Annotated in this window: 12 protein-coding genes; 4 read left to right on the top strand and 8 right to left on the bottom strand. The window is 60.9% G+C overall.

Annotation, left to right across the window (positions count from 1 at the left end; genetic code table 11):
* Positions 1 to 473 precede the first annotated feature (473 nt).
* Entirely contained in the window at positions 474 to 791 is a 318-nt protein-coding gene (locus tag VHX65_13555) for an HU family DNA-binding protein (GenBank protein HEX3999573.1), read from the top strand.
* Positions 792 to 933: 142 nt separating this feature from the next.
* Here the strand turns inward: VHX65_13555 and VHX65_13550 are convergent, their stop codons facing one another.
* The 7 genes from VHX65_13550 to VHX65_13520 form a co-directional block, all read right to left on the bottom strand.
* Positions 934 to 1275: a DUF952 domain-containing protein gene (locus VHX65_13550; protein ID HEX3999572.1), complete on the bottom strand. Its 342-nt coding sequence runs from the start codon at positions 1273 to 1275 to the stop codon at positions 934 to 936.
* Between the two features lie 32 nt (positions 1276 to 1307).
* A complete protein-coding gene (locus VHX65_13545; protein ID HEX3999571.1) occupies positions 1308 to 2489 on the bottom strand; it encodes a hypothetical protein in 1182 nt (393 codons plus the stop codon).
* Between the two features lie 102 nt (positions 2490 to 2591).
* Positions 2592 to 3536 (bottom strand): hypothetical protein, encoded by a 945-nt coding sequence (locus tag VHX65_13540; protein HEX3999570.1) that lies wholly within the window; start codon positions 3534 to 3536, stop codon positions 2592 to 2594.
* Positions 3537 to 3718: 182 nt separating this feature from the next.
* Entirely contained in the window at positions 3719 to 4354 is a 636-nt protein-coding gene (locus VHX65_13535) for an HAD family hydrolase (protein ID HEX3999569.1), read from the bottom strand.
* A 422-nt stretch (positions 4355 to 4776) separates the two neighbouring features.
* Positions 4777 to 6354, bottom strand: coding sequence for a family 16 glycoside hydrolase (locus VHX65_13530; protein ID HEX3999568.1), 1578 nt, complete (start codon positions 6352 to 6354; stop codon positions 4777 to 4779).
* Positions 6355 to 6488: 134 nt separating this feature from the next.
* The gene (locus VHX65_13525) at positions 6489 to 7385 is read right to left on the bottom strand and encodes a metal-dependent hydrolase (protein ID HEX3999567.1); all 897 of its coding nucleotides are present in this window, start codon (positions 7383 to 7385) and stop codon (positions 6489 to 6491) included.
* A 33-nt stretch (positions 7386 to 7418) separates the two neighbouring features.
* Positions 7419 to 7703, bottom strand: a complete 285-nt coding sequence (locus VHX65_13520; GenBank protein HEX3999566.1) for a hypothetical protein — start codon at positions 7701 to 7703, stop codon at positions 7419 to 7421.
* Between the two features lie 452 nt (positions 7704 to 8155).
* Between VHX65_13520 and VHX65_13515 the strand changes: the two genes are divergently transcribed.
* The 3 genes from VHX65_13515 to VHX65_13505 all read left to right on the top strand — a co-directional run bounded on the left by VHX65_13515 (position 8156) and on the right by VHX65_13505 (position 12107).
* Complete coding sequence (locus tag VHX65_13515) at positions 8156 to 9748, top strand: HEAT repeat domain-containing protein (protein HEX3999565.1); 1593 nt, start codon at positions 8156 to 8158, stop codon at positions 9746 to 9748.
* A 6-nt stretch (positions 9749 to 9754) separates the two neighbouring features.
* Complete coding sequence (locus VHX65_13510; GenBank protein ID HEX3999564.1) at positions 9755 to 10279, top strand: hypothetical protein; 525 nt, start codon at positions 9755 to 9757, stop codon at positions 10277 to 10279.
* Between the two features lie 445 nt (positions 10280 to 10724).
* On the top strand, positions 10725 to 12107 hold the full coding sequence (locus VHX65_13505; protein HEX3999563.1) for a trypsin-like peptidase domain-containing protein: 1383 nt from the start codon (positions 10725 to 10727) through the stop codon (positions 12105 to 12107).
* A 104-nt stretch (positions 12108 to 12211) separates the two neighbouring features.
* Here the strand turns inward: VHX65_13505 and VHX65_13500 are convergent, their stop codons facing one another.
* Positions 12212 to 12751, bottom strand: a complete 540-nt coding sequence (locus VHX65_13500; protein ID HEX3999562.1) for a hypothetical protein — start codon at positions 12749 to 12751, stop codon at positions 12212 to 12214.
* Positions 12752 to 13350: the final 599 nt, after the last annotated feature.

Here is a 13350-nt window from a genome sequence, read left to right as displayed (position 1 = left end):
CACAACCGACAGTTCCATCTTGCGTCGAGCGAACACCGCACGCGACAGCCGCAATGCGAAAATCCGCATTGCCGCCAATGCCGCGACAGAGAGGGACGACGTTCCATGTCGACGGTTGTTGCAGCCATAAATTATTGCTGCTTGCAATGTTACAATCCGCGGCCGGATATGGCAAGTTTTTGCCGAACCGCCATAGCCGCGTCCCGCGAGCGGCGGCCACGAATGCGGTGGGGCTCGGCCGCCGATGGGCCTTTTTTGAGCAGTGGAGCACCCGTTGTTCGCTGCAACGGCCAAGGCGCTACCCTGATTTGAACCAGTTTTTCCGGGTTTTCTTGCGATTTTTGGTTTTTGAGGGTTGCATTTTCGCCGTCGTCGTCTTTAATCATCCGGACGTTCGTCATCGATTTCCCACGATTTCGCGTCTACTAGAAACCTCACAAGGAGGGCCATGTATGGCAAAAGCTGCTGCTCCTATGGCATCGAAGAAGGCTCCCACCAAGACCGAAGTGCTGACCGCCATCGCCGACGCGACCAAGGAAAACAAGAAGGTCGTCGTCGCGGTGCTCGAAGCCTTGAACTCCGAGATCAAGAAGGCCATGAGCTCCCGCGGCGCGGGCATGTTCACGATTCCCGGCTTGGTCAAGATCGAGCGGAAGAAGGTTCCGGCGAAGCCGGCTCGCAAGGGCGTGGCCAATCCGTTCAAGCCGGGCGAATTGATGGACGTTGCCGCTAAGCCGGCGAGCACGAAGATCAAGGTCCGTCCGCTGAAGAACCTCAAGGAAATGGTCTGAGTTTTCTCGCGTCCACAATTCGTCGCGCGCCACACAAAGCCCAGGGAAGGCCGAACAGGATCTTCTGATCCGACCCGGCCCACCGGCCTTCCCTGGGTTTCGCGCCGCGGCGCTTATTTCTCTTCAACGCGCTGCAGCCGGACTACTCAATCCCAAGCTCCGGATCCCACTGCCCGCTCTCCGCGCGCAAAACCGCCGTCGTGCCCACGACGGCATCCATATTCAGCGGGCCGTAGATGTGCGGATAGAGGCTGCCCGCGGCCGGCTCCCAGCGAATTTCCGCCGCGACACGCTCTGGATCGATGTGCAGCAATCGCAGATCGCCGGCGGATCGATAATATTTGTTCGCGACGCGGGCCAACTGGTTCCGCGGCGAGGCGTGGATGAACCCCTCGGCGGCCAGACTGGTGGCACGGTAGACGCCCGACCGCTCGGCGATTCGCAAATCGTCGGCGGCGATCAGGATATAGATGTGATCGGTCATCCTGGCTAGCGCTTCGGGCGCGCAGCCCGACATTAATACGGCCTCGCCCCGGCAGAAGCAGGCCATTGCCGGCGGGCTTGCGAATTGTTTGTTGGGGGCGTAGGCGGGGGCACGGCCGCAGCGGCCTTGATTACTTTGTAGCCGATCGGGCGAGGCGCGAAATCACTGAACAACAGGTTCGGCACCCACAGCCATTTTTCGTCGAATTGGTATACCTCACGCTGCCGGCCGAGGACGATCTTTTGTCCCTGATCGGATTGCACGGGCACCTTGATTTCCGCGTGCGTGATTTGAATCGCCGTAGGGCGCATGTCCTTCGTTCGCAAAATCACTTGGACTTCGACAAAATTTGTCAGGTCTCTTTGAAACCGAGGGCGAATTTCCAGCCAGACCTCGCCTGAAACGTTCGGAGGCGTGATGACGCGTAGGAAGTATCGCGCCTTTAGCGGCCCGGCTTTCGTGCCGAACGCAAACGGCAATGGCCCCTCGCTGATCAGGTTGCCTTGCATTTCCGGGGGCAACTCGGTCACATGCACCTCTTTTTTTTCGTGATCGACGGCCGAAAGCGTCTTGCCGTCGCAGGCCCAATGCTCGCCATATTTTCGTTCAACCGATTTTTGCGCGGGCGTGCCGGGATTCGTCACCTCCCAAACGTCTTCCTCCTCGATCAGCCCTTTATCGGGCGAGGCGTATTTGATTTCGCCGGTGCTGTATTTGATCGGCTGCTCGATCAATTCGCCGTTCGGCCCGAGCTTGGGCGGAAGAAACGTCGGATCGTAGACCCAATGCTTGAAGTCGCACTTGAACGTCGTCACTTGGTTGCTCTGCCGCTCCCAATCGTCTAGCACCTTGTCCAAATCGGCCTGCTCCTGCGGCGAGAGCACGAACGGCGGCGGAGGCGGCTGCGAAGGAGATTGCCCGCCAGGGCCTTGCTGGGGAATGCTGCTTTGCTGTGGCGGAGCTTGCGGCTGAGCTTGATACTGTTGCGGCGGGTATTGCTGAGATTGGTTCGGCTGCACTGCAGGAGCACCAGCCGGATTCTGATACGCCGACTGATACTGCTGCGGATTTTGCGCCGCCTGATTTTGCGGCTGATAGGGTTGATACTGCGCCTGCGGATTGGCGGCGCCGACCTGCGCCGCGGCGGGCAAGATGCCAATCGCAATAATCGCCACGCACGCTGTCGTCACGCCGATACGTGCAATCGTCTTCACAACTCGTACCCGTCCTATTCAAAGTGTGCTTGGGAATCTCTCGCAGGATTCGCCGTCCGCAGCGCATCCGATGCTATGCCGCGTGTGTGGCCTGTTTCGGCGCTACTTGAATGTCCGCCACATCTCGTCGAACTGGTAAACTTCCCTCTCTCGGCAATCAACCATCTTTTGCCCGTGGTCGGTCTCAATCGGAGCCTTGACCACTGCATGGACGATTTGCATCGCGTTTGGGCGCATGTCTTCAGCTCGCAGGATCACATCAAACTCAATAAAGCTGGCCAGGTCCTGCTTAAAGCGAGGCCGGATGTCCAGCCATATTTCATCTGCGTCGTTCGATGGTGTGGCGGTGCGGACAAAATATTGCGTTTTTAGCGATTTGACAAAGAGCCCCAGGGCGATTCCAAGCCAGCTACTTGCAAAGAACTTGGCTCTTGCTTCCGGGGCGATCGGCATGTCGTGAGTTTGACGGCGCTCGTCATCGATCATCTCAAGGATCTTGCCGTCCCACAGCCAATGCTCGCCATATTTCTGTTTGACCAATTTCTGGGCAAGAGTTCCTGGGTTCGCCATTTCCCAAACGTGTTTCTCTTCGATCATGGCGCTGGCGGGCGCGGCGTATTTGATTTGGCCGGTGCCGTACTTGATCGTCTGTTCGACCAATTCACCCTTCGGCCCCAGCTTTGGCGGAAGAAGCGTAGGATCGTAAACCCAATGCTTGAAGCAACACCTGAAAGCCGTAGCTTGGCTGCTCCGCCGCTCCCAATCGCTGAGCACTTTAGCTAAATCGGCTTCCTCGCGGCGCGATAGAATGAACGGCGGTGGAAGCTCCTTCGGAGGGGATTTAGTGGTCGTTTGCCAATCGAAATCGACCGTGCCGAGAATCATCGGATATTTCGAAAGGAACCAGGACCAAACGGTTGGCTCTTTTTCGATCGGCTGCTCGCTCGGAGCGGCCACAGGCCCCGACTGCCCGATTGCAGGCGGCGAGTGGAGTGCGACGATCGCCGCGCACGCCGTCGCCATGCAGATACGTGCAATCGTCTTCACGGTCCGATCCTGCAGATGTTTGCGAGAAAAGAAATGTTCGTGCCCACGAGAATGCCCGCTTCCGGAGCAGCGCTAGCAAGGGAGTTGGAGGGTTGCGAAACATCCTTGCTAGCGCTGCGGGCTCGTGCCGGTTGCCGCGCGCAAAATAGGTCGGAGAGTGTAGCAAGACTGGCCGCCGGTCCCTAGGCCGTTTGGCGATCGAGCCAGTCGAAAAAAGCGGCCGGCTCCAAGAACGAAGCTAGCACGAAATCAGCCTCGGAAGCCCAATCGGGCAAGCGATCGCGAGATCGCCCCCCTAAATATAGCACGCTCTTTGCGCCCGCTCGGCGGCCCAATTCGAGATCGAACCGATAATCCCCCAGCATCACCACGCGAGCGGCCCCGGTTTGCCATATCCGGCAGATGTGCTGGATCGAAGCCGGATCGGGCTTTACTGGCCCGTCGTCGCGAGTGAGCACGGGATCGAAATCGAGCCCCAGTCGGGCCAACAGCGGGATTGTCAGGATGCGACTGTTACGCGTGACCACCGCCCGCCGCAGACCGCGCTCGGCGAGCGAGTCGAGAAACATTCCCACGCCGGGCATCAGCTCCGCGCGGGCCGCGCCGGCCAGTTCGTGTCGATGCAGAATCTCATGGCATCGCAGTCGATCCTCCGGCGGCAATTCGGCGATCGTTTCCAGCAGCGGCACTCCGCTCGGCAGCCGCATCTCCGCCCGCATCAATTCAAAGTCGAGGGCGGATGCGACGAGCGTTCCGTCGAGATCGAAAATAATGCCATCAACTGGAGAGCCGTTGTTATTGGACTTGGGTAAAGCCACGTGCGAAACACTCGAAGGCCCGGCCGAAAAATACCTTCTCCACAGGCCCTTCTCCCCTTGCGGGAGAGACAGGGCGCGAGGTTCAAAAAGCGGAAATTATTTTTCGACCGAGCATAACGCGGCGTAGCCGCAAACCGAAACGAGCGAACAGATCAGCCACTATACAACCAGTGCACAACTTCGCCGCAAGTCGGGGAGAAGTTTTCAAAGAAACCAACCGTCGAAATAGGCCGGGCCAGATCGTGGTTTCGACCGGTCGTGATTGTTGGCGATTCGATACCGGCGCGGCGCCCTCACTGGCAGACTGCGCTTGCCAGTGGCACACGGCAGCTGGGCGCTTGCAAGTGGCACACGGGGCCGCTTGCCAGTTTGCGACCGCCGTTCCGATCCGAACGAGACTTTCAGGCTTGGGTTGCGGCCGGCTATTTCTTGTCGAGATTCGCTTTCAGGTCTTCGGACGTGACGGATGAATTCACGCCGTCGGGCGGTACTTCGGCTTTTGCCACCCAGAGGATGGCGTTGAGCATCAGCTTGCGATAGTCGTCGTTGGCCCAATTGCGATGGTAATGGCCGCCGGTGAAACCGTAGCCGCGGCCGCCGTCGGGCCGCTCGACCGCCCAACTGAGCACTTCGATATTTCCCTTGCCCGCGCGAACGGCCGGGTTGCCGCTATACGGTCCGTCGGGTCCGTTGCGGGTGCTGTCGGGCGGAACAGCGCTCAGGATCGGCGTCACGCCTTTCATATCTTCGGGAAATCGCATGTGGTAGTACCATTCATCCTTGATGTCGAACGGCTTTACGCCGCGCGTGATCGGGTGATTTTGGGCCAGGCTGGGCTTCGTCATGTTCCAGGTTGGATTGATCGACCAATTCGTTTCGAAATAGCCGCCGATCCAGCGCAAAAACTCTTCGCCCCCGTTGTCTTTGGGCACCTCGACGGCGAAATGGGCACACAACAGGCCGACGCCTTGCTTCGTCAGATGGTCGATCTGTGCCAGCCGCGTGCGCGCGATGACCGGATGCTTCGGGCCGCCATCCATGTAGAGCATGATGGCGTCGGCGTTGTCGAAGGCGGTCGGATCGGCCGGCCAGCCGTTGTGATACACGACCGTCAGCACCTGCGGGGCATTGGCGTCGAGACATTTTTTCAAAAGCTCCGTGCCCGCGTTGAACTCGTGCTCGCCGTGGCCGTGACTCGGCTTGCCCGCCACCATCACCACCTTTTTGCGATCGCCGAGCTTCAGGCGGCGGAGGCGGATATTCTTGAATTCGATGTGCATCGGCACGCCGACGTGCAATTGCAAGGCGAGAATACCGGTGCGGGCGTGCTTGGCTCTGTCGTTGTCGGTCACATCGCACATCACATGGCCGTTGATCGAGAGCACCATGTGGTAGCCGCGCACGAGCACGTCGTAGTCGTTCCAATCCTTGACGTGAACCAGTTTTTCGAGCGCGGCGGGATCGCCGACGGGCGGGCCTTGTGTGATGTGGCCGTCCGGTTCGACGGTGGTCGTCTGGCCGCGGAGGGCGAGCGAGCGAACGTTTTCGTCGTACAGGCCGCCGGTGTATTTGTCGCCGGTTTCGATATCGGCCTGATAACCATTGACGCCCCAATGGCCCATATCGCGGCTGCGGAACTGAATGCCCGAGTTGCCCCAATCGCTGCTAATGCGGTAGGAGCAGCGCAGTTCGAAGTCGTCGACGGTGCCTTGTCGCCAGATCAGAAACGTGTTTTCTTTGATCGGCGTGCTGGTCTCGCCGAAGATCGAGCCGTCTTTTACCGACCAATGCTGTGGATCGCCGTCCCAGCCCTTTAAGTCCTTGCCATTGAAAATCGGTTTGAAGCCGGTTTCATCGGCAGCGGCGGCGGGCGCGGAATCGGCGCCGGCGGTGGCAGCGCGGGCCGGAGACGCGAGGGTAGTAATGCCCGCGATGGACGCAAGGATCGCGGCGACAAATGCAATGGCGAGCGGTTTCGAAAACGGGCGACGGAGCTTCATGAGAGTTTTTTGCCTGGGCGAGAGGGGAAAGTTTTTTTGGGCTGCGGAGGTGGGTCGCGGGGCACCCAGGGAAGGCCGGGAAAGACGGTTGGAGTGGCTCGCGGGGTGGGGGCCTTCCCTGGGCTTTTGGATGGTTAGCGCGCGGTGGATTTGGCGGGAGCTTGCGGCGTCGCGGCGCCATTTGTACCTCGCGGTTGGGCCGGCGCCGACGTTGCGGCAACGGTTTCCGCCGGCAGGTGGAAGTTGCGGCTCTGCGAGAAAAACTCAATCGGATTGTCGTACACGATCCGCTTGATCAGCGACTCGGGATGGCCGCGACGGCGCATTGCAACGATGAAATCGGGCACGGCCGTCGGTTTCGACGGTCCCCAATCGCCGGCCGAGTTGACCAGCAGCCGCTCGGGGCCGTAGCGCTCGACCATGTCGACGGCCCGCTGCGGCGTGCACTTGCTCACCGGATAGAGCGTCATGCCGGCCCAATAGCCCGATTCCAAGACGCCGCAGATCGTATGCTCCTCGACATGATCGACCAACACGCGGCGGCGATCGAGCCGCGGAAAATCGGCCAACATGTCGAGGATCATCCGCGTGCCCTTGTATTTGTCGTGCAAATGGGGCGTGTGGATCAGAATCTGCTCGGCGAGCCGCTCGGCCAGCTCGACCTGCTCGAAGAACACGATCGCCTCGTTGCGCGTGTTCTTGTTCAGGCCGATTTCGCCAACGCCCAACACGCCCGGCAATTGCAGGAATTCCGGAATCAGGCCGATGACATCGCGGGCCAGCCGCACGTTTTCGGCCTCTTTGGCGTTGATGCAAATCCAAGTGTAGTGCTGGATGCCGAAGCTCTGGGCTCGCCGCGGCTCGAAATCGGTGAGTTGGCGGAAATAATCGCGAAAGCTATCGGCGCTCGAGCGATCGAATCCGGCCCAAAAAGCCGGCTCGCTCATCCCGACGCAGCCCATCCGGGCGAGCGTTTCGTAGTCGTCGGTCACTCGCGAGACCATGTGAATATGCGGATCGATGTATTGCATCTAGAAGCGAGGGCGAGGGGATAGGGTTAGGAGTTAGGGGCGAGAGGCGCTCGGTTCGCGCGAGGGCAAATCGAAATCTTGCTTCCAGTTGGGGTCGTAGCGCAGGGAAAACAAGAGCTGCAATTGCTCGGCGCGGTTTGGGCCGGGGACAAGAAGCAGACGTAAGGCTTCATTGATCGATTGCCGCCGCTCGTCATCGGCCACGCTGCCGCTGCCGCGCTCCATCCGATCGAGCGCGGCGCCGATTTGCAGTAGCCATGCGCGGATTTCGGGAAACTCGCGGTTCAGGATCTCGGAGGCTTCGAGGGGGACGGACATGGGGGCGGTGTTCGGGGATGGATCAGGGGGAAGATGGGCAGTGATGGGATCGGGGGTTGGCGGGCCACGCCCGGGGGAAGACCCGCCTTGGGCATATACAAGTGGTGGGTGGATGGCGAACTTCCCCGGGGTTTGGGGCGACCGGAATGGCGCTTACCCCCAGTTTCACTCCCTACAATCGGAAAATCAAGAACCCTCGGACCCGAACGCAAACCGGCGGCCTTGCCTTTGCCGGTAATCAAGCCACATTTAAGCGGGCAAATGCAGCGCCGGTCCGACTCTCGCCGGCGGACCGGCCGCTGTGCCCACCTTGCCCGGTTTATCCGTCGCGGCCAAATGCCGGCGGCGCCGAACCCCCGCCCCGCGGCATCCGCCCGATGTCCGCGGCCTCGTTCGGCCGATGATAATTCCGGTGACGACAACAATTCCTGCCGTCTGCCGCGAGCGAATCCTTGAGCGAAGGCCTGGAAACAACGCTGCGATTGCTCACCCAAACCAAGAATGAGGCGGCCGCGAGCCTGCTCATTCCGGCCTTGGATAGCACGCACGTCGACATTCAAGAAGGGGCGCTGCGCGTACTTCTCGATCGCCATAGCGAGGCGGGAAGCCACGAAATCGTCCGCCGGCTGCATCTGATCAACGAACGTTGGGAAGCCATCATCGACCAGCGCCAAGGCCGACTGACGCAAGCCCTGCGCGATGCCGTGCTGGCAAAGCAGCCGCAACTCTGCGCCAACGGCTGCCGTGGCGTGCTCTGGTTCCGCGAATATGATCTATTGCCGGCGCTAATCACGGCCGCGGAAGACGAGTCGAACCCGAACCGCGAACTGGTTGCCACGACGCTGCTAAAACTGGCCGAATTGCTCTACGACGAACTCGCGATGCGACGCGATTATCGGAATCGCCGCGATCCGCAGTTGGTGCGCCGGCATGTGCTGGGCAATCTCGAGCAATCAGTGCGCCGCTATCCCAGGCATCAGGTGGGAGCCGTAATCGAAGCGTTCTTGCTGCTGGTGCACCGCGATAACGTAACGCTAAAGCAGATCCTGCTCGACCCGCTCGATCCGGTGTATCGCCCCTTGGTCGACGTGCTCACCCACGGCCAGCGCGGCGGCGTGATCCGCCTTATCTTGAGTTTCTTGGACGATTCGCGCATGCCGTCGTCGGCCGTCACGATCCTCGCGCACCGCAGCGATGCCCGATTCGTCGAGGCGCTGGTGCGCAAAATCGGGGCCGAGCCGTCGCCGGCGATCGTCGCAAATCTTAAGCGGATCGAGAATTTCGCCTGGTTGCAAAGCGAACCGGCTCTGCTCGAACCGCTCGATGAAGCCGGGCAATATGCCGCCGTGCAGCTTGCGATGCGATCGGGAATGAATCGACGCGCGGTGTACAAAATGATCGAGTTCTTGCTCCAGCGCGGCAACGAGGGGGGGCGACGCGCCGCCTCGGCCGCCCTCGAGCAATTCAGCGGCGCCGACGCCAATTCGCTTTGCCTGCGGGCGCTCGCCGATCGCTCGCCGCAAGTGCAGGCCAATGCCCTGCGGCAACTGCGCAGCCGCGGAATTCCCGGCGCGCTCACTCGGCTAGTCGAGATGATCGAAAGCCCGCACGAAATCGTGCGCATTGCGGTGCGCGAAAGCTTGGCCGAATTCAATTTCAAACGATTTCTCGCGGCTTACGACATGCTCGACAACGAAGTGCGCCGCAGCACCGGCCTGATGGTCCGCATGATCGATCCCGCTGCCATCCCGCAATTGCTCGAAGAATTGGCCGCAAAATCGCGAACACGGCGGCTGCGGGCGATCACGGTTGCCGTGTCGATGGGAGCCGCGGTGGATGTCGAACCGCAACTGCTCGAGCGGCTTGGCGACGAGGATCACGTCGTTCGCGCCGAAGCGGCCCGAGCCCTCGGCCGTTGCAATACGCCGGCGGCGTGGCACGCGCTCGGCGAAGCCTGCCGCGATCGGAGCGTCGTCGTGCAAGAGGCCGCGGAAGAAAGCTTGATGCATCTGCAGCAGCTTTCGGTCGGGCGACGAGGGGGGTAATGACGAATGTCGAACGACGAATATCTACGAGATACCGGGTTTCAATTGACGAAGCTGCCATGCTCGGAGCGTGCGCCGGGGTCGTCATTCGTGCTTCGTCATTCGTTCGACATTCGCCATTCGTCATTCGTCATTTTCTTGCCGCTCTTGGCGCAGATGGACAAATGGCGCGAGATGGGGCGTAATTTCCAGAGCGACCGACCGACGCACTCGCCCGCGTTGGTTGTTGCCTGCTTGAGCGTGTTGGCCGTAGTGGTCGTGTCGCTTTGGCTCCTGGTCCGGCTCATGAACCGGCAAGAAGGGCGGCGGCTGTCCAACGACCCCAGACAGCTTTTCCGCAGCCTTTGCCGCGCTCATCAGTTGAACCGAGCCGATCGGCGGCTAGTGGCGCAAATCGGTCGCCTCCGGCAACTCGCGCAACCGGCCAGCTTATTTCTCGAGCCCGACCAATTCGACGCGGCTGCGGAATTACCCGCGCTGCATGGGCAAGAAGCCGCGATCAAACGGCTGCGAAACCGGCTCTTCGGTTGAATCGCAGCGGCGCCCGACATGGGAGCAGCCACAGTCCGTGTGCCGTCGGCGCAACGCGAGGGCAAAGCGCACAGAGCGGAGCAGACGGCACACGGAGTGTGCAGGTTACGTTGCTCGCAGCTTCGCCGCTTTGCGGTTGCCGGCCGGCGTCTGGAATAATCCTCGATCTTATCCCTTGTGCGCGCGGCGGCGGTCGGCAGGCATTGCGGCTTGCCTATTTTTCCTGAACGGAAATGCCGCGATAACCCGCATTCCGGCCGCGATTGTTAGAGCCTGCGCTTCCATACTCGGTTGGCCGTGAAATTAGGCAGATTGTTCCGCCTGCACCACCGGTTCTGAAGCGGGTTAGCGGCGGGACCGATTTAGAACTTCGGGCTTCTAATGCCGCACGCAACCAACGGGCCTCTTGCCCCCCGCCGATTCCGAATCCCTGATCCAGGCCCCTATGCGATCTGCTCTGCAACGCAAGCCGGCATGTACCGCCGCCCGGATGGCTCGCCTCGCCATGGCAGCATTGGCCTTGGCTGCTATCACCATCGCCAACCCTGCTCCGCTTCGTGCGTCCGACGACCGTCGCACGCCGGTCGTTCGCGCGGTGGAAGCAGTGCGCGATTCGGTGGTTAATATTCATGGGCAAAAAATCCTGAACCCCGGCGAAGATCCGACGATCCACGGCGAAGGCCCGCGACGCGTCAACGGCATGGGCACCGGCGTGGTGATCGACGAACGGGGTTATATCCTCACGAACTTCCACGTCGTCGATGGCGTCCAGAAAATCGAAGTCACTCTGCGTGGCGGCGGCGATTTCGTTGCCCAGCAGATTTCAACCGATCCCACGTTCGACCTGGCGATCATCAAAATCGATTGCCCCCAGAAACTGCCCGTGATTCCCATCGGCACTTCGAGCGATCTGATGGTCGGCGAATCGGTGGTCGCCGTCGGAAACGCCTATGGCTATGAGAACACGGTTTCCAGCGGCATCGTCAGCGCGCTGCATCGCTCGGTCCAGGTCAGCGATACGCAAGGCTACGACGATCTGATTCAAACCGACGCGAGCATCAATCCGGGCAATTCGGGCGGGCCGCTGGTGAATATCGATGGGCAGATGATCGGCGTCAATGTCGCCGTGCGGGCCGGGGCACAGGGCATCGGCTTCGCGATCCCGATCGACAAGGCCATGCGAATCGCGGGCAAACTCCTGTCCGTCGAACGATTGGAAAACAATTGGCACGGTATCATCACCGAAGACAAACCAGGCTCGCATTCCGAGTTGGTCGTCGAATCGGTCGACAAGGAGAGCCCGGGCGCACACGTCGGCCTGAAAAGCGGCGACGTGATCACTGAAGTCGGCAAGCAGGAAATCGCCCGCTCGCTCGACTTCGAGCGGGCCCTCCTGGGCCACAAGCCGGGCGATGAAGTGCCGCTGGTGATTCAGCGCAACGATCAGGCGGTGAAAGTGACCCTCGTGCTGGCCGCCATGCCGGCGCGCCCCGCGGCCGACGACGATCTGGCTTGGACCGTGTTGGGCCTGCGGCTTTCGCCGATCAGCGCGGCCGACTTCAAACAATATCAGAGCCGTTATCGCGGCGGGCTGATGGTCAACGAAATCCGGCCCGGCAGCCCCGCCTCGCGCCAAGGCCTGCGGCAGAGCGATGTGCTGGTCGGCATGCACATTTGGGAAACGGTCAATCTCGACAACGTCAGCTACATCCTCAACCGGCCCGATTTCGCCGACCTCGACCCGGTGAAGTTCTACATTCTCCGCGGCAGCGAAACGCTCTACGGCCACTTCACGATCGCCCAAACGAAGAAGGTGGCCTCGCGATAAAGCGCCCGAGCGCCTACGGGTGACACGCGAAACCGCAAGCGAGCTTCGCTACTGGATTGATATCGTAGCTCGCTTGCGGTTTCGCGCGTCGCCTGGCAGTGCTCTCACTTGCTCTTGAGAGCCAGCTTCATCCCGGCCAGGCCGCCCGAATCGGGAGCCTTTTCGAAGCCCAGTTCGGTCTCGGTGTTGTAGCGCGCGGGGATGGTTTCTTGACCGTCGATCGTTTTCGACACGCGCAGCTTATACAAGCCGTAGAACATCCCGGGCCGGCTTCGATCGACTTGCGGCCAGACCGTTCCCTGCGCGTTGGTCACGCCCTTCGCGCCCGGGATATTAGGGCCGAGAAACTTTTCCGGTTCGGACGTCACCGTCGCACCTTTCAGCGGCTTGCCGTCGAGCGTTATCCGGATTGCCATTTGGCTCATGCAAACGCGGCTTGCTTGCCACGCGCGAATGCGCTCGGCGATGTCGTCGGCGGTGATTTTGCCGCTCCCATGATCGTATTTTTTCTCGGCCGCTTTCAAGGCCGGGCAGCGATCCAATTCGGCTCCGGAAATCACGCCGTCGTGATTCGTATCGTATTCGTCGATTGCGGCCTGGCCTGCCGCCGCCGGATCGATGGCCGGCGGCGCAAGCCGCGGCATCGGCCTCCCGCAGCCCTCCAGCGCGATGCATCCTAGCGCGAGCAAAAGGCAGCAAGCAAACCCGCCGCCGTTACCGCGGCGCGCCGCGAACGAAACACGCGATTGGCAGTCCGCCTTCACCGCCTTCGTGCCTCCAGACATCGAATTGCATTCTCGAAAACGCGGCTCCCACGCTGCATGCACCACGCATTTGCAGCCTAACAAAACTCTTCGCGCGCCAACAGTACGGCGAGCCAGCGGCATCGGCCAGCGGCCCCCCGCTCAACAACCGCTCGCCCACGCGATACAATTCCTTGGGTGCTCGGCCGAAAACTAACTTCCGCTTTTCGAACCTCTCGCCCTGCCCTCTCCCGCAAGGGGAGAGGGTCTGTGGTGAAGTTATTTTTCGGCCCAGCCTTATCCGCGGCCGAGACTAGCTATCGCGTTTGGGTTGGCCTCCCTCGCTAGCGCTTCGGGCTAGAATGGACGCACAGAAAGGAAAACGAGCCCGCAGCGTTAGCGTGGTAGGCCTCGCCAGCGGACGCATTTTTCGTGCAGCCATTTTCCGCGTCAGCGGTGTGATCCGTGGTTCGATGTCTTTCAACCTAATCCACGGTTTC

The sequence above is a fragment of the Pirellulales bacterium genome (genome assembly GCA_036267355.1).
Taxonomy (GTDB): Bacteria; Planctomycetota; Planctomycetia; order Pirellulales; family DATAWG01; genus DATAWG01.
Note: the sequence above shows the minus strand (reverse complement) of the source record. Positions and strands in the feature narration are given on the sequence as shown.